This window comes from Micromonospora sp. NPDC005087, assembly GCF_042872965.1.
Taxonomy (GTDB): domain Bacteria; phylum Actinomycetota; class Actinomycetes; order Mycobacteriales; family Micromonosporaceae; genus Micromonospora.
The window spans coordinates 308,289-323,569 of sequence record NZ_JBIALB010000004.1; the positions used below are offsets into that span (position 1 = coordinate 308,289).

Consider the following 15,281-nt stretch of genomic DNA (forward strand, 5'->3'; position numbering starts at 1 on the left):
CCGCCGAGGTGACCGCTTGCTGAGGGTGAGTTGTCCGTTAAATGAACCCGGGTACACCTGTCAGAAGTATGGCTATATTTCCGGTACGGTGTTATCTCGCCGACGCGCGGCCGTTACCCGCCAGTGACCCGGCCGCGGCGGCGACCGGCGGTCAGCCGAGGTGATAGTTGATGTGCGCGGACCAGCGGGCGAAGCCGAGCCGCTCGTAGAGCGCGACCGCCCCGGTGTTCGACTCGTCCACGTAGAGCATCACCCGGTCCAGCCCGCGCCGGTCCCGCAGGTACGCCAGCCCGGCATTGGTCAACGCCCGGCCGAGCCCACCGCCGTGCGCGGTCGGCTCCACACCGAGCACGTACACCTCGCCGATCCGGGCCGACCCGGGGCGCTCGTGCACCTTGGTCCAGTGGAAGCCGAGCAGCCGGCCGGTGGCGGTCTCCTCGGCGAGCAGGAAGCCGGCCGGGTCGAACCATGGCTCGGCGAGGCGGACCCGGAGGTCGTCCGAGGTCCAGCGGCCCTGCTCGGGGTGCTCGGCGAAGGCCCGCGCGTTGAGGGCCAGCCAGGCGGCGTCGTCGGCCCCCGGCCGGAACGCGCGCAGCACCACTCCGTCGGGCAGTCGCGGCAACGTCAGCGGGGCGGCCAGTGGTCGGCGCAGTTGCCAGAGCACCCGTGCGCGGGTGAACCCGAGGTCGACCGCGAGTGCGGCCGCCGAGGGGTGGTCACCGTGTGCCCAGGCCCGCAATGGCCCGGTGGCCGAGGCGAGCACGCCCCGCGCCAGAGCCCGCCCGGTGCCCCGCCGCCGGTACGCGGGGTGCACCACCAGCTCCACCCCGATCCCGCCGACCGGGTCGGTCGTGTCCAGGTGCGCGTACCCGGTGAGAACGCCGTCGTCGCCGCGGGCGATCAGGTGCACGGCCGGGGCGTCCGGGTCGCGCAGCCGGAGCAGGACGTGCTCGTCGAGCGGGTCCGCGCCGTCGGTGTCGCCTGCGGAACGGGCGAGGGTCAACACGTCGGCGATCTCCGCCGGAGCCAGTCGGTCGGTCCGGGTCACCTGGTCGCTGGTCGGCTCGGCGCTGCTCATCCCGTCACCGTAGTCGCCGGGAACCGCGGTCCGCCGGGATCCCAGGCCGTGGTGCGGGGCGGCTCACGTCGGATCGGCGGGCAGCGCCTCCAGCTCGAACCGCTGAGTCAGATCGGGCAGGATCCGGCGCAGTGCGTCCACCGTGCCCTGCCGGTCCCCGCCGGCGTCGTGCAGCAGGACCACCGAGCCCGGTTCGACCTGGGTGACAACCGATGCGGCGATCTTGCCGGCGCCGGGTGCCTCCCAGTCCGACGGGTCCACCGACCAGTGCAGCGGAGTCATGCCGAGTTGCTGCGCCACCGACACGACGGGGTAGGTCCAGGCGCCGCCGGGCTGGCGGTACCAGACGATCGGCGCGTCCGGCACCGCTGCCCGGATCGCCTCGTTGGTCCGCGACAGGTCGGCGCGGATCATGTCCGCCGAACGGTTGCCCAGCGTGACGTCGTGGTGCCAGGAGTGGTTGCACAAGGTGTGTCCGTCGGCCACGATCGCCTGAATCAGATCGGGGTGGTCCTGCGCGTTCTCGCCGACCACGCAGAACGTGGCCTTGACGTCGAACTCGCGCAGCGTGGCGAGCACCTGCGGGGTGTAGCGCGGGTCCGGTCCGTCGTCGAAGGTCAGCGCGAGCCGCTCGCTGCCGGTGGTGGAGTGCGCGCCGAACAGCTGGTCACCCTGGGCGTCCCGCCCCGACCCGTCCTGACCCGCGTCGGTGGGGCCGCCGCTGGGACCGGAGGTCGGGGTCCCGCTCGGCTTGTCGCCGGGGGCTTGGTCGGCGTAGTGCGGCTCGTCGGCGTTCGCGGTGACCCCGGTGGCCTGCCGCTGGGGCTGGTCGGGGATGAGGCTGCGGCCCAGCACGTACGCCGAGCCGAGCAGCGCCACCGTCACCACCGTCACGATTCCCGCCGCCCGGACGGTCGGGTTGCTCGGCGTCACGGCTTCCGCCCGGCTGGCCGGTCACGCCGGCCCGTCGCCCCCGTGGTCACTGCGCGCACCGTCGCCCCTTTCTCCGACAAACCCGGCAGTCAGAATAGAACTGACGAGCTGCGCAAAAAGGGCATACGGGGAACCGTCCCCCGAGTGACGTGAGGTCAGACGGGCAGTGGCGCGTGCTCCGCCTCGGGCAGCGACCGCGACGGCGGAACGACGAACTTGTAACCCACCTGGCGGACGGTGCCGATCATCGACTCGTACTCCGAGCCGAGCTTGGCGCGCAGCCGCCGGACGTGCACGTCCACCGTGCGGGTGCCGCCGAAGTAGTCGTACCCCCAGACCTCGCGCAGCAGCTGGTCCCGGGTGAACACGCGGCCCGGGTGCTGCGCGAGGAACTTCAGCAGCTCGAACTCCTTGTAGGTGAGATCGAGGGGACGGCCCTTCAGCTTCGCGGCGTAGGTGTCCGGATCGATGGTCAGCTCGCCCGCCCGGATCGAGCCGCCGGCGCCGGCGGTCGCGTTGCTCAGCCGACCCACCGCGAGCCGCAGCCGCGCCTCCACCTCGGCGGGGCCGGCCGAAGCGAGGATGACGTCGTCGACCCCCCAGTCGGCGTTCAACGCGATCAGACCGGCCTCGGTCACCACCGCGACCAGCGGCACGCCGAGCCCGGTGGCGTGCAGCATGCGACAGGTCGCGCGGGCCTCGCTCAGCTCCGACCGCGCGTCCACCATGACCGCGTCCGGGCTGGGGCCGGCGACCAGGGTGCGGACGTCACGCGGCGCGGTGCGGACCGAGTGCGGCAGCAGGTCGAGTGCCGGCAGCACAGCGGACGGTTCCCCTGCGCGTGCGGTCACCAGCAGCAGGATCTCCACGATCACCTCCGTCCCGGCGGCACGCGGCCGCACGCGACCAGACACACTCACGGAACGTGCGCTGAGAAATTTGCGTGGTCCCGGCGTCGCTGACGGGCGGGTAACGGGTTGAGCGTAACTGATCGCCTCGGTTGCGCCCTCGGATCGTTTCCCGTTTGTCCGCCCTTGCCCCTGATCGTGGCGCAGGTTTTAACGCTGCTGAAACCCGTGACCACCGCGTCGGGCGGTCGGTCTGGCACGATCGGGGCGTGTTTCCTTCCACCTCGCCCGACGGGCCCCGCCCGGGCCCGGCCGCCCCGACCCGTGGCCACCCGCCCGTGCCGCGCACCGGGCCGCCCGTCACCGACGGCGAACGCCGTGAACGGGGTGGGCCCCGCCGTGCCCGCCGAGCCGGGGAGCCGGCCCGCCGCTCCGAGGACGAGATCGACGAGCCGGAGGAGGAGGTCGTACCCCCGGTCGAGGTGCGCCGCCCGCTGGCGCTGACGATCGCCGGTTTCGCGGCGCTGCTCGGTGTCGGCCTGGTGCTCGGCGCGCAGACCTCGGGCCCCGGTCACCGGCTGCCGTTCGCCTTCATCATCTTCGGCGTCCAGCTGCTGTTCGTGCTCGCCTGGACGATGGCCATGCGCCCACCCGCGCTGCTGCTGGTCGCCGGGATCAGCGCCGCGGTCGCCGCGGTCGCCGACATCGCCGCGGTGCAGACCGACATCGCCGGCCTGGCGCCGCTGGGCTACCTGGCAGCCGGCGGGTTCCTCGCCGCGGTGCTCGGTCAGCTGGTCCGCCGGGTCGACCGGGTCCGGGTCACCGACTCGCTCGGCGCCACGCTGCTCATCGTGGTCGGAGTGGTCGCCTTCGGCACCCTGATCGTGCTCAGCCGGATCCCCGCCGGCACCCAGGCGATCACGGTCTGCCTGACCGCGAGCGGAGTCGCGCTGACCGTCGCCCGGCTCACCGACGCGGTGCTGCCCTGGCCCCGGCTGGCCCCGCAGGTGCCCCGGGGCGCCGCCGGCGTGGTCGTCGGCGCGATGGTCGGCACGCTGATCAGCGCGCTTCTGGGCAGCTACCTGGTGGCCCCCTTCACGCCCACCCGGGCCGCGGTGATCGGCCTGGTCGCGGCGGTCACCGCCGTGCTCTCCGACCTCGCTGTCGGGTACGCCGAGGCGGGCCGGCTGATGGCCGGCGAACCACCCACCATGTGGGTAGCCCGGCACATGCAGGGTCCGCTCGGCGGCTTCGCCCTGGCCGCCCCGGCCGCGTACGCCATGTGCATGCTCTTCCTCTGAGCCACGGTTGAGCCCGGAGCCGGTCGGGTACCTACGGGTGCGCCGCCCTGCGGCGCCGGTACGAACGGCCCGTCGCACCGCGGCGGCAGGAGACAGGAGGCGGCGGCGTGGCCCAGGAGTATCCGGCGGACGAAGCCCGTCCCCGAAGGCGCGGTCGCAAGCTGCTCGTCGGCCTGGTCGTCCTGCTCGTGCTGGTGGCGGTGCTGCTGGTGATCGCCGACCGGGTGGCGGTCGGGGTGGCCGAGCGGGCCATCGCCGACCGGGTGAGCCAGGAGGTCACCAAGCAGGGCGCGCAGTCCGCCGAGCCCGACGTCGAGGTCGGCGGGACTCCGTTCCTCACCCAGGTGCTGGACGGCCGCTACCAGCGGATCTCCATCAAGCTGCGGGACGTGCAGGCCTCGGTGGAGGGCGACGCCGTGCGGCTGCCGGTGTTGGATGTGGACGCCCGTAACGTGCGGGCGTCACTGGACACCCTGCGCACCGGTCAGGGCGACGTCGTGGCGGACACCGTCGACGGCACCGGCACGATCAGCTACGACAGTCTCGCCGCGTTGCTGGACCGACCCGGGCTCACCCTCGGCGAGCAGGGCGGCAAGCTCACCGTCACCGCCCCGGTCGACATCCTCGGCCAGAAGCTCACCGTCAGCGGCACCGCCGACGTCACCGTCGCCGAGAGCGGTGCCGTCGCCCTGCGTTTCAACGATCTGGACGCCGCAGGCCTGCCGAACCTGCCGCTGGCCCGCACCCTGCTGAACAACTACGCCAAGGGCATCTCCGTCGACGTGCCCCTGCCCGACCTGCCGTTCCAGCTCGCCGTCCGGGAGGTCCGGCCGCTGCCCGAGGGGCTCGCGGTCACCGCCGACGCGAAGAACGTGCCGATCAACTCCGCGGGTTGAGCGCGCCGCCGGCGATCAGATGCCGGCCCTGCCTGCCGCCCGGGCGATTCCCGGATGCTGGTCGACCCGGTGGCAGCCCCGTCACTGGCTGGTAGGCTCTGTGGCCATGGGGACCCACCTCACCAAACGGCGCGCGGTCGACCTGTGCCGCGTGGCCACCTGCCTGTGTCGCCCCGTCATCTGACGGCGGGGCTGTTTCCGGCCGCCTGACGGCGGCCACCGGCACGCAGGGTCCTTGCACCCTCCGGTGATCCCACCGAAAGCCCGGCAGCGGCGCCGTCGCACGAACCCGTGATCCCGTCCTTCCGCTGGGTCCCGCGCGTGGTGCGACAGTTCAATCCATCGATCTCGCGCGTTGGCTCACCATCCATCCTCACCAGGGAGTGATTCGATGAGTCGCGACACCGCACTCGTTTCGGCCGAGTGGGCCGAGAAGAACCTCGACGCCCCGGGCGTCGTCTTCGTCGAGGTCGACGAGGACACCTCGGCCTACGACACCGGCCACATCGCCGGTGCCATCAAGATCGACTGGAAGATCGACCTGCAGGACCAGGTCCGCCGGGACTTCGTCAACAAGACCCAGTTCGAGGCGCTGCTCTCCGAGCGGGGCATCAGCAACGACGACACCGTCATCCTGTACGGCGGCAACAACAACTGGTTCGCCGCGTACGCCTACTGGTACTTCAAGCTCTACGGCCACCGCGACGTGAAGCTGCTCGACGGCGGTCGCAAGAAGTGGGAACTGGACGCGCGCCCGCTCGTCACCGAGACGGTGACCCGCGCGGCGACGCAGTACGTCGCGCAGGAGCCGGACACCTCCATCCGGGCCTTCCGCGACGAGGTCGTCGCCGCGATCGGCACGAAGAACCTGGTCGACGTACGCAGCCCCGACGAGTTCGCCGGTCGGCTGCTCGCCCCCGCCCACCTGCCGCAGGAGCAGGCGCAGCGGGCCGGTCACATCCCCACCGCGATCAGCGTCCCGTGGTCCAAGGCGGCCAACGAGGACGGCACCTTCCGGTCCGACGACGAGCTCCGCAAGATCTACGGCGACGCCGGCCTCGACGACGGCAAGGAGACCATCGCCTACTGCCGGATCGGTGAGCGCTCCTCGCACACCTGGTTCGTCCTCCAGGAGCTGCTCGGCCACCGCAACGTCAAGAACTACGACGGATCCTGGACCGAGTACGGCTCGCTGGTCGGCGTGCCGGTCGCGCTCGGCGACGAGCCCGGGGAGGCCTGACGATGACCGCTCCCACCGCTGCGGGTTGCGCCGCACCCGACCAGGCCGCGCCCCTGCCGGCCAGCCTGGACCTGGAGAAGGAAACCGTGATCACCGGCATCGTCCGCTCGGCGGCGGACGAGGCGGTGCCGGGCGCGTACGTCCGGCTGCTCGACTCGACCGGCGAGTTCACGGCCGAGGTGGTCACCTCGGCGGCCGGCCAGTTCCGGTTCTTCGCCGCGCCGGGTGCCTGGACGCTGCGGGCCCTGTCCCGGCACGGCAACGGCGACACCGCCGTCACCGCCGGCCGGGGCATCAACGAGGTCAGCGTCACCGTCGCCTGACAACCCACCCTCCGCTCGGCCGGGGCCGTTCACCCGCGAGGGTGAGCGGCCCCGGAGGTTTCGCCTCAGATACCGGTGGCGTCTGCGCCACCGGCGCCGTGTCCCTGGCGGTGCTCAATGCATAACGCCGGTCAGTGCCTGGTCAGTGACGCGGCGCTATCCTGATCGCGGGTCGGCCCCCCAGAATCCATCGGCATGCGTCACTATCGTCGGGTGGAAGTCACGCTCAATACGGTTGGTGCGGGTGGAGGCGGCGTGTCCGGTGAAGAGGTCCCGATCGTCGTCTGCGTGAGTGCGGACGTCTCGATGCGCGAGCGGGTGGTGCGCCAGCTCGACGGGGTCGGCCCGGTGGTGAGCTGCGCCGACCTGACCGAGCTGCGGGCGATGTTGCTCCCGTCGCCGCCCCGGGGTGCGGCCCTGACCATCGCGCCCGTAGGCCCACCCGCGGCCCAGCATGGGCCGGTCAGCTGGGGTGAGCTGGTCGTCGACCGCGCCGGTCACCTGGTCACCTGGTGTGGCGATCCGCTCCCGCTCACCCGCACCGAGCGGGAGTTGCTCGCCCGGCTGATCGGCCCGCCGCTGGTGGTGTGGAGCTACGAACAGCTCTTCGCAGCCATCTGGAACGGCGCGTACCTGGGGGACACCGCGATCCTGCACTCCGCGGTCAAGCGACTCCGGCACAAGCTGCGCGCCCTGCCGGGCGGGCCGCGGGTGCACACCGTGCGGGGGGTCGGCTACCGCATCGATCCGCCGCCCCGGCCCGCCTGACCGCCAGCGCGCCCGACTCCGTCGATCGCCGTCGGACCGCCCGTGACACCATGGCCGGGTGAGCGGAGCTGTCCGGACGGGGTGGGCCCCGTCGACCGGTCCCGCCGCCCCGGCACCTGCCTGGCGGCGGCGCTGGCTGCTGGTCGCGACCGCGGTCTGGGCCGTACTGCTGGCCGTGCTCGCCTGGACGTCGGTCCGCGACGACGCACCGACCGTGCGGGAGCAGCGCTCCCTCGACCAGGCCGGTCCGGTGGTCGACCGGGCGGTCGGAGAGCTGGCCCGGGCGTCCGGCGCGGCCGGGCTGCTGGAGCTGGGGCCGGCGCGGGTCGAGTCAGGCTGCCGCGTCACCCCGTTGGCCGACGGCGCCACGCTGCGGCGTGAGGTCGGCGTGCTCGCGGCCGTCGGCACCGAGCGGGCCGTGCTGTCCGGGATCGCCGATCGACTTCCCGCGAGCTGGCGCGCCGGGGTCGGGCCCGGGCTGGACGGCCCGGAGCTGCGCGCCGACGCCGGGGAGTTCGTCGCCGTCGAGGGCCGGCCGACCGGGGACGGTCGGATCCGCCTGACCGTGGACACCGGCTGTCGGCCGGTCGGCTCCGGCTACGCGCCGCCGCCGGCCACCGACGCCGGCCCGGAGGCCACCGCCCTGACGGCCGCGCTGCGAGCACTCGGCCAGCCTGCCGACGCCGCCCCGGAGCTGGTCACCGCGCCCTGCCCGGGCGGCGTGCTGGCCCGTACCGCGCGGTCCGCCGCCGCCGGGTCGGCCGGCGGGCTCACCCCGCTGGCCGGCGGCGCCCCACTGCTGGACAACCCTCCGGTGTACGCGTACCGCGCGGGCCCGGTCACGGTGCTGGCCGAACTCACGCCGGACGCCGCCCGGCTGGCCGCCACCGTCGGCTGTCCGGGCTGAGCCGGGCGCCCCCGGCAGGGTCAGCCGCCCGGCGGCTACTCCGGGTCGCGGCTGCGGCCCAGCGCGTCGATCCGACCCCACCGGCCGGGAATGTCCAGCAACTCGACCCGGCCCAGGCCCGGGGGCACGGCCGGATCGATGATCAGGTGCTCGCCCTGCGGCTCCAGCCCCAGCATCACCCGCAGCAGCAGCAGCGGGGTGCCGGTCGACCAGGCCTGCGGGCTGCACGCGGTCGGGTACTCCACCGGGTAGTCGGTGAGGTCACGGGCGTAGCCGGCGAACGCCTCCGGCAGCCGTCCGCCGAAGTAGCGCGAGGCGGCCAGCATCGCGCTGCAGATCTGCCCGGCCTCGTCCCGGAAGCCGTACCGCCACAGCCCCCAGGCGATGATCGAGTTGTCGAACGGCCAGACGGTGCCCACGTGGTAGCCGATCGGGTTGTACCGGCTCTGGTCCTCGGCGAGGGTCCGCACCCCCCAGCCGGAGAACAGTCGCGGCCCGAGCAGGTGTTCGACCACCTTGCCGGCCCGGGACTCGTCGACGATGCCGCTCCAGAGCAGGTGCCCGATGTTCGACGACAGCGCGTCGACCTGCCGGCCGTCGGCGTCCAGGGCGAGCGCGAAGTACCCGCGGTCGGCGATCCAGAAGTCGTGGTTGAACCGCTGCTTGAGGGTGGCCGCCTCCCGTTCCAGCCGGTCGGCGTAGGCCGGGTCCCCCCAGAACGTCCGGGCCAGCCGGGCGGCCCGCATCTTCGCGTCGTACGCGTAGCCCTGCAACTCGCAGGTGGCTCGGGGAAAGCCGGGCATCCGACCGTCGGCGTACGAGATGGCGTCCCAGGAATCCTTCCAGCACTGGTTCTTCAGGCCGGTCTCCGGGTTGCGGGTCTGATACCAGAGGTAGCCGGTGCCGAGCAGGTCACCGTAGGTGTCGATCCAATTCAGTGCCGCCCGCACGTGCGGCTCCAACCGCCGGACCAGTTGGGCGTCGCCGGTCCAGCGCTCGTACTCGTCGAGCAGGATGATGAACAGCGGCGTCGAGTCGGCCGACCCGTAGTACGGCGAGTGTGGCTGCTCCTCGAAACCGGCCGTCTCCCCGTATCGCAGCTCGTGCAGGATCTTGCCCGGCTCCTCGTCGCGGAAGTCGTCCACCCGGTGCCCCTGCAACCCGGCCAGCATCAGGATGGTCGGCGGGATCAGCTCCGGCAGGAACGGCAGCACCTGCAACGAGGTGATGATGCTGTCCCGGCCGAACAGGGTCATGAACCACGGCAGCCCGGCGGCGAGCAGCCGTACGCCCAGGGTGATCGACTCGTAGCGCAGCGCGGCCAGGTCGTTGAGGCTGCGCCGGTACGCCCCGGCCAGCGGCTCGCAGTCGCAGCCGAGCTTCGGCGCGCGGTCGATCAGCTCCTGCTGCTCGGCGCGGATGACGTCCGCGCTACGGCTGCCGCCGTACGGCAGGGTGGCCCGGATGTCCTCCCCCCGCGCCCCGTACACGATGGTGGACACGTGCAACCGGGTCTGCCACTCGCTGTTGGGGGGGATTCGGATCCGGAAGGTCATTCCGGCCGCGTCGACCGTTGCCGGCATGCTGGAGCTGATCACCGTCTCCCGGTGGAACGCCTCCCGCCGGTACGTCAGCCGCAGCTCGTTGTCGGCCGCCGTGACCGTCGTCCGCCCCCGCTTCTGCCGGGCGTTCTTGATCTCGAACAGGTCGGCGAAGTCGGCTCCCATCTCCATCCGTACGGTGAACTCGACCTCCTCTCCCGCGTGGTTCAGCACGGTCAGCACCTCCTCGAAGCTGCCGACGATCGCCCGGTTGCGGATCACCGATGTCTTGGCGTCGAGGTAGTGGGTGGGTTCGCCGGGAGCGAGGAAGAACTTCGTCCGGTACGACTCGGAGTCGTCCATCGAGAGGGTGTGCAGCCGCTCGCCGTTCACGGTCAGCACCCAGTTGGACAGGAACCGGGTGTCGAAGGAGAACAGCCCGGTCGGGAAGTCATAGGACGGCTCGATGTCTCCCGTCCGGTCGCTGACCAGGAAGGTGTTGCCGTCCAGGATGCTGACCAGATCCTTCACGCCTGCCGCCCGGCCTGCTTCCGGGCCACCTCGCGCGGGTCGCGGGTGCCCGGCGGGTCGGGGAAGAACCGCCGAAAGGCCAGGAAGAGCACCACGTTCCCGCTGAACGTGCTCTCGTTGCGCAGCACCGCCGCGACCCCCTGGGCCTCGCCGGTCACCAGCCGGTCGAACAGGGCCGCGCTGCTGTACCAGATGGCGTCGGCCGGCCCGCGGTGACGGCTGACCTGGACCGATCCCGGCCGCATCCGAACCAGCCAGTGCTCGGTCGCGTCGTCGGTGGTGAGGTCGATCTGAAGGGTGCCGTCCGCCAGGCCACCGAGGACCGCCGGGGCCCGCGCCGGCAGCGATTCGAAGAACCTCTCCGTCACCTCGGTCACACCCGAATCGTAGGCAGCCGTCCGAGATGTCGGGTCGGTATCCGCACTCCGCCCCGACCGGCCGCCGAGGCGTGCCGCCGGTCAGTAGACCAGCGCCTGCGCTCCCTCGGCCAGGGACTCCTCGACGAAGACCGCGGCGCCGGCGATCCGGACGCCGGGCAGCACGTCGTCCGGTCCGATCTCGCGGCGGGCCGCGCACTGGGTGCAGGCGGTCACCCGGCCACTGGTCAGGATGACGTGCAGCAGCTCGGCCAGCGGCGCCGAATGTGGCAGCTCGAACTCCTGGGCGCGGCCGGGCAGCGCGAACCAGGTCGACTCGCCGGTCAGCCAGAGCGACACGTCCACCCCGGCCGCGACCGCGGTCGCGGCGACCGTGAACGCCTGTGCGCACCGCTCCGGGGCGTCCGCCCCAGCGGTGGCCTTGACGACGAGAGAGCGGGCCATGGGGCCCAGCATAGGATGGCCGGGATGGTTACCGAGATCGGGTTCGTCAGCCTGCTGGTCGCCGGCCTGGGCGGGCTCGCCGGTGGCCTGGTCTACCTCGCCGTACGCATATCGAGAGGACGTTGGTGACACTGGTGAGCGACGAGAACCCGCTGCAGCCCCCGTGGCTGAACGCGCCGCCGGTCGACCCGTACCCGTTCGAGGAGAGTCACGACCTGCGGGTCGGTCCGAAGCTGCACCCCGCGCTGGACGGCCTGCTGCCCTACATCGGGCTGTGGCGCGGCCGCGGCAAGGGCGGTTTCCCCACCATCGAGGACTTCGACTACGCGCAGGAGATCCGGATCAGCCACGACGGTCGGCCGTTCCTGCACTACGAGTCGCGGGCCTGGATCCTCGACGAGCAGAGCCAGCCGGTCCGCCCGGCCGGGCGCGAGGTCGGCTGGTGGCGGCCGGTGCTGGTGGACGGCCGGGCCACCGACGAGCTGGAGGCCCTGCTGACCACCCCGAACGGGGTGATGGAGCTGCACCTCGGCAAGCGCACCGGCACCCAGGTCGAGTTCGCCACCGACGCGGTGGTCCGGACGGCGACCGCCAAGGAGGTGACCGGCGGGCAGCGGCTCTTCGGCATCGTCGAGGGTGCGCTGCTCTACGCCCAGGAGATGGCCGCGATGGGGCACCCGCTCAGCGCTCACCTCTCCGCCCGGCTCGTTCGGGTCGGCGGCTGACCCTCAGGCGACGGCGAAACCCAACAGAGCGTGCAGGGCGGGGGTGCGCGGGGACCGGTCCCGGCGTACCCCGTCCAGGGTGCGCACCTCGGTGATCCCGCGCACCGATGAGCTGAACCAGATGCCGTCCGCGTCGTGCAGCTCGGCCAAGGTGACCATCCGCTCGGCGGCGGTCAGGCCCAACTCGCCGGCATGGCCCAGCAGCCAGGCGGCGGTCGTGCCGGGCAGGATGCCGGTGGTGGCGGCGGGCACCGTGCAGAGCGTGTCGCCGGTGAGCCACACCACGTTCGCGGTCGGGCCCTCCAGCGCGTAGCCGTCCGACGAGATCCAGAGCACGTCGTCCACCCCCGCCCGGTTGGCCCAACGGCGGGCGGCGCTGTTGACCGCGTACGAGGTGGACTTGATCCCGGCCGGCAGCCAGTCCAGCCCGGTGCGCGCGTCGGCGGGCACCCCCAGCGGCAGGGTCGCCACACTGATCCCGTTCCGGCGGGCCGCGCGGGACGACGCCGGCACCTCGGCCAGGGTGGCGTAGACGGTCGGTGGGCCGCCGGCCTCCGGGCCCCGGGTGCAGACCAGCCGCAGAGCCCCCTCCACCTGCGCCGGCCACCCCGCGCACACCGTGTCGAGCAGCTCGATCAGCGCGGCGGCGGATGGCAGGGGCAGCTCGACGGCGGCGGCCGCCGCGGCCAGCCGGGCGAGGTGCTCGTCGCGCAGCCACGGCCGGCCCCGGCGCAGATGCATGGTCTCGAAGAGGCCGTCGCCGCGGAGCACCCCGAGGTCGTCGCCGCGGAGCACGGGCTCGCGGGCTGGCACCGGGCCGTGTCCGAGCATGGCGATCCGCGCGGTCGTATCGGCCGCGACCTTTCCGACGGACGACAGCACCATGACCGTCGAGCGTAGCGGCGGTCCGTCGGCGTGCGGCGGTCGGCATGGTTGCCGAACTATGATCGGACGGTGTCCGAATCCTCCCTCGCGGAAATGCTCCGGGCCCGTGGGCTGCGGCTGACGGCCCAGCGGCAGCTCGTCCTCCAGGCGGTGCTCGATCTGGGCCACGCCACCCCGGAGCAGGTGCACACCGCGGTCCGGGAGGTCGCCGCCGGCGTCAACATCACCACCATCTATCGCACGCTGGAGCTGCTGGAACGGCTCGGCCTGGTGACCCACACCCATCTCTCGCACGGCTCGCCGACCTACCACGCGGCCGGTGAGCACCAACACGTCCACCTGGTCTGCCGGGAGTGCGGCGCGATCGACGAGATCGATCCGGAGCTGCTCCGTCCGCTCGCCGACCAGTTGGCCGCGCAACGGGGGTTCCGGGTGGACATCGGGCACGTGTCGCTCTTCGGCGTCTGCGAACGCTGCGAGAACGGGGACCAGAAATGATCGACATCGCGGGAGCGGTGGCCGTCGAGAGCATCGACGAGGCCAGCCGCGACCAGCCGGAGCCGGCGCACGCCGCGGCCGGCGTGCGGGGGGTGGCCGCGCACTACGGTGACCCGCTGCGCGAGCAGCGCATCCTGGACACCGAGGTCGGCCTGGTCGACCGGTCGCACCGGGGGATCCTCGCAGTGCCCGGGGAGGAACGGGCCGGTTGGCTGCACACGATCACCTCGCAGCACCTGGCGACGCTGGCCGCCGGCGAGGGCACCGAGCTGCTGGTGCTCTCCCCGCACGGGCACGTCGAGCAGCACGCCCTGGTCGCCGAGGACGGCGAGACCACCTGGCTGGACACCGAGCCGGGCGCGACCGCCGACCTGCTGGCGTACCTGGAGAAGATGCGGTTCTTCAGCAAGGTCGAGCCCCGCGACGCCACCGGCGAGCGAGCTCTGCTGTCGCTGGTCGGGCCGGCGGCGCCGGACGCGCTGGGCACGCTCGGCGTGACCGGGCTGGCCGCACCGGACCTGGTCGCGGTGCCCGGTCCGAAGTTCGCGGCCGGCGCCGTGCCACCGCGGGCGAGCGTTCGGTACGACGTACGGCCGCTGCCCGTCGGCGGCTGGGCCCGGCGCGGCCCGCTCGGGGTGGATCTGCTGGTCCCGCGATCGGCGATGGACCAGGTGGTGGCGGAACTGCGCGGCGCGGGCGTGCCGGTCGCGGGGCTCTGGGCGTACGAGGCGATCCGGGTGGCCGCCCGGCGACCCCGGGTCGGGGTGGACACCGACCACCGGACCATCCCGGCGGAGGTCGACCTGATCGGCCCGGCGGTGCACCTGGACAAGGGCTGCTACCGGGGGCAGGAGACGGTGGCCCGGGTGCACAACATGGGCCGACCGCCGCGCCGCCTGGTGCTGCTGCACCTGGACGGGGTGACCACCGACCAGCCGCCGACCGCCGGCACTCCGGTGACCCTCGACGGCCGGGCCGTCGGCTTCGTCGGCACCGCCGTGCTGCACCACGAGCTCGGCCAGATCGCGCTCGCGGTGCTGAAGCGGAACGTCCCGGAGGACGCCGCGCTGCTGATCGGTGCGACGGTGGCGGCGATCGACCCGTCCTGACCGGGCCGTCTAGGATCGCCGGCATGACGACAGGGACGTTGATCACGGTGGCCCCGACCGGCGCGGAGTCGGCCAAGGCGGAGGTGCCGGCGCTGCCGGTGACGCTCGACGAGCTGCTGCGCACCGCCAAGGAGTGCGAGGCGCTCGGCGCCGCCGTGATCCACGTCCACATCCGCGACGACGCGGCGCGGCCGACCCTCGACCCGGTGCGCCTGCGGGAGACGGTCGCGGCGCTGCGGGAGAGCACCGACCTGATCGTGCAGCTCTCCTCCGGCGGTGCGGTGACCGACCCGGAAGCCTCCCGACTCGCCGTGCTCGACGCCGCGCCGGACATGGCCTCGTGCACCATGGGCACGGTCAACTTCGGCGACGACGTCTTCCTCAACCGCTGGGAGTTCATCGTCGACCTGCACACCCGGATGCAGGAACGCGGAATCGTTCCGGAGTACGAGATCTTCGACCTCGGCCACCTGTCCGCGTTGCAGCGGCTGCTCGGCAAGTACGGACCGCCGGCCGGAGGGCATGTGCACGTCGACTTCGTGATGGGTGTGCCGGGCGGCATGCCGGGCACCACCGAGACGTTGGTGGCGGCGCACCGGATGCTGCGTGACCTGCCCGAGGGCACCACCTTCTCGGCCACCGGCATCGGCCGCAGCACGATTCCGGTCATGCTGACGTCGCTGTCGACGGGCGGGCACCTGCGGGTCGGTATGGAGGACACCGTGACGTACGCCAAGGGCCGCCCGGTGGAGTCCAACATGCAACTGGTCGCCCGCGCGGTCGGTTTCGCCCAGCTCGCCCAGCGTCCCCCGTTGACCACCGCCGAGGCCCGCGAGCTGCTGGGGCTGTAAGGCCGAGCCCGTCCGGCGCCCCTGTC

Annotated in this window: 19 protein-coding genes; 12 read left to right on the top strand and 7 right to left on the bottom strand. The window is 72.7% G+C overall.

What is annotated here, in order from left to right; all coding sequences use genetic code 11:
- Positions 1-151 precede the first annotated feature (151 nt).
- The 3 genes from mshD to ACFYPS_RS12520 form a co-directional block, all read right to left on the bottom strand.
- On the bottom strand, positions 152-1,078 hold the full coding sequence (gene mshD, locus ACFYPS_RS12510) for a mycothiol synthase (protein ID WP_354963567.1): 927 nt from the start codon (positions 1,076-1,078) through the stop codon (positions 152-154).
- A gap of 63 nt (positions 1,079-1,141) precedes the next feature.
- Positions 1,142-2,011: a polysaccharide deacetylase family protein gene (locus ACFYPS_RS12515; protein ID WP_354963568.1), complete on the bottom strand. Its 870-nt coding sequence runs from the start codon at positions 2,009-2,011 to the stop codon at positions 1,142-1,144.
- A gap of 155 nt (positions 2,012-2,166) precedes the next feature.
- Positions 2,167-2,886 (bottom strand): response regulator transcription factor, encoded by a 720-nt coding sequence (locus ACFYPS_RS12520; RefSeq protein WP_181518701.1) that lies wholly within the window; start codon positions 2,884-2,886, stop codon positions 2,167-2,169.
- A gap of 242 nt (positions 2,887-3,128) precedes the next feature.
- Between ACFYPS_RS12520 and ACFYPS_RS12525 the strand changes: the two genes are divergently transcribed.
- The 7 genes from ACFYPS_RS12525 (at position 3,129) to ACFYPS_RS12555 (ending at position 8,294) form a co-directional block, all read left to right on the top strand.
- Complete coding sequence (locus tag ACFYPS_RS12525) at positions 3,129-4,160, top strand: hypothetical protein (RefSeq protein ID WP_387324427.1); 1,032 nt, start codon at positions 3,129-3,131, stop codon at positions 4,158-4,160.
- Positions 4,161-4,267: 107 nt separating this feature from the next.
- Positions 4,268-5,056 (top strand): DUF2993 domain-containing protein, encoded by a 789-nt coding sequence (locus tag ACFYPS_RS12530; RefSeq protein ID WP_354963569.1) that lies wholly within the window; start codon positions 4,268-4,270, stop codon positions 5,054-5,056.
- Between the two features lie 106 nt (positions 5,057-5,162).
- Positions 5,163-5,240: an Ms5788A family Cys-rich leader peptide gene (locus ACFYPS_RS12535; RefSeq protein WP_310503780.1), complete on the top strand. Its 78-nt coding sequence runs from the start codon at positions 5,163-5,165 to the stop codon at positions 5,238-5,240.
- A 207-nt stretch (positions 5,241-5,447) separates the two neighbouring features.
- On the top strand, positions 5,448-6,296 hold the full coding sequence (locus tag ACFYPS_RS12540) for a sulfurtransferase (RefSeq protein WP_354963570.1): 849 nt from the start codon (positions 5,448-5,450) through the stop codon (positions 6,294-6,296).
- Between the two features lie 2 nt (positions 6,297-6,298).
- Entirely contained in the window at positions 6,299-6,619 is a 321-nt protein-coding gene (locus ACFYPS_RS12545) for a DUF1416 domain-containing protein (protein WP_089018777.1), read from the top strand.
- Between the two features lie 255 nt (positions 6,620-6,874).
- Positions 6,875-7,387: a winged helix-turn-helix domain-containing protein gene (locus ACFYPS_RS12550; RefSeq protein WP_354963571.1), complete on the top strand. Its 513-nt coding sequence runs from the start codon at positions 6,875-6,877 to the stop codon at positions 7,385-7,387.
- A 58-nt stretch (positions 7,388-7,445) separates the two neighbouring features.
- The gene (locus ACFYPS_RS12555; RefSeq protein WP_387324431.1) at positions 7,446-8,294 is read left to right on the top strand and encodes a hypothetical protein; all 849 of its coding nucleotides are present in this window, start codon (positions 7,446-7,448) and stop codon (positions 8,292-8,294) included.
- A gap of 35 nt (positions 8,295-8,329) precedes the next feature.
- Here the strand turns inward: ACFYPS_RS12555 and ACFYPS_RS12560 are convergent, their stop codons facing one another.
- The 3 genes from ACFYPS_RS12560 to ACFYPS_RS12570 form a co-directional block, all read right to left on the bottom strand.
- Positions 8,330-10,366, bottom strand: a complete 2,037-nt coding sequence (locus ACFYPS_RS12560; protein WP_354963573.1) for a glycogen debranching N-terminal domain-containing protein — start codon at positions 10,364-10,366, stop codon at positions 8,330-8,332.
- On the bottom strand, positions 10,363-10,743 hold the full coding sequence (locus ACFYPS_RS12565; RefSeq protein WP_354963574.1) for an SCP2 sterol-binding domain-containing protein: 381 nt from the start codon (positions 10,741-10,743) through the stop codon (positions 10,363-10,365). The genes ACFYPS_RS12560 and ACFYPS_RS12565 overlap by 4 nt, the downstream gene beginning before the upstream one ends.
- An 81-nt stretch (positions 10,744-10,824) precedes the next feature.
- The gene (locus ACFYPS_RS12570; RefSeq protein WP_387324435.1) at positions 10,825-11,199 is read right to left on the bottom strand and encodes a DsrE family protein; all 375 of its coding nucleotides are present in this window, start codon (positions 11,197-11,199) and stop codon (positions 10,825-10,827) included.
- 12 nt (positions 11,200-11,211) lie between these two features.
- Between ACFYPS_RS12570 and mtfM the strand changes: the two genes are divergently transcribed.
- Both mtfM and ACFYPS_RS12580 read left to right on the top strand, forming a co-directional pair.
- The gene (gene mtfM / locus ACFYPS_RS12575) at positions 11,212-11,316 is read left to right on the top strand and encodes a small membrane protein MtfM (RefSeq protein WP_030327764.1); all 105 of its coding nucleotides are present in this window, start codon (positions 11,212-11,214) and stop codon (positions 11,314-11,316) included.
- A gap of 5 nt (positions 11,317-11,321) precedes the next feature.
- Positions 11,322-11,912, top strand: a complete 591-nt coding sequence (locus ACFYPS_RS12580) for an FABP family protein (RefSeq protein WP_354963576.1) — start codon at positions 11,322-11,324, stop codon at positions 11,910-11,912.
- A 3-nt stretch (positions 11,913-11,915) separates the two neighbouring features.
- On the opposite strand, the gene ACFYPS_RS12585 is transcribed toward ACFYPS_RS12580, so the two are convergent.
- Positions 11,916-12,797 (bottom strand): aminotransferase class IV, encoded by an 882-nt coding sequence (locus ACFYPS_RS12585; protein ID WP_354963577.1) that lies wholly within the window; start codon positions 12,795-12,797, stop codon positions 11,916-11,918.
- A gap of 69 nt (positions 12,798-12,866) precedes the next feature.
- Here ACFYPS_RS12585 and ACFYPS_RS12590 point away from each other — a divergent pair, with 69 nt between their 5' ends.
- The 3 genes from ACFYPS_RS12590 to ACFYPS_RS12600 are packed head-to-tail and all read left to right on the top strand — an operon-like array spanning position 12,867 to position 15,255.
- The gene (locus ACFYPS_RS12590; protein ID WP_089018784.1) at positions 12,867-13,295 is read left to right on the top strand and encodes a Fur family transcriptional regulator; all 429 of its coding nucleotides are present in this window, start codon (positions 12,867-12,869) and stop codon (positions 13,293-13,295) included.
- Positions 13,292-14,404, top strand: a complete 1,113-nt coding sequence (locus ACFYPS_RS12595; RefSeq protein WP_387324439.1) for a YgfZ/GcvT domain-containing protein — start codon at positions 13,292-13,294, stop codon at positions 14,402-14,404. Before ACFYPS_RS12590 ends, ACFYPS_RS12595 begins: the two co-directional genes overlap by 4 nt.
- A 23-nt stretch (positions 14,405-14,427) precedes the next feature.
- Positions 14,428-15,255 (top strand): 3-keto-5-aminohexanoate cleavage protein, encoded by an 828-nt coding sequence (locus ACFYPS_RS12600; RefSeq protein ID WP_354963579.1) that lies wholly within the window; start codon positions 14,428-14,430, stop codon positions 15,253-15,255.
- The last annotated feature ends 26 nt before the right edge of the window (positions 15,256-15,281 follow it).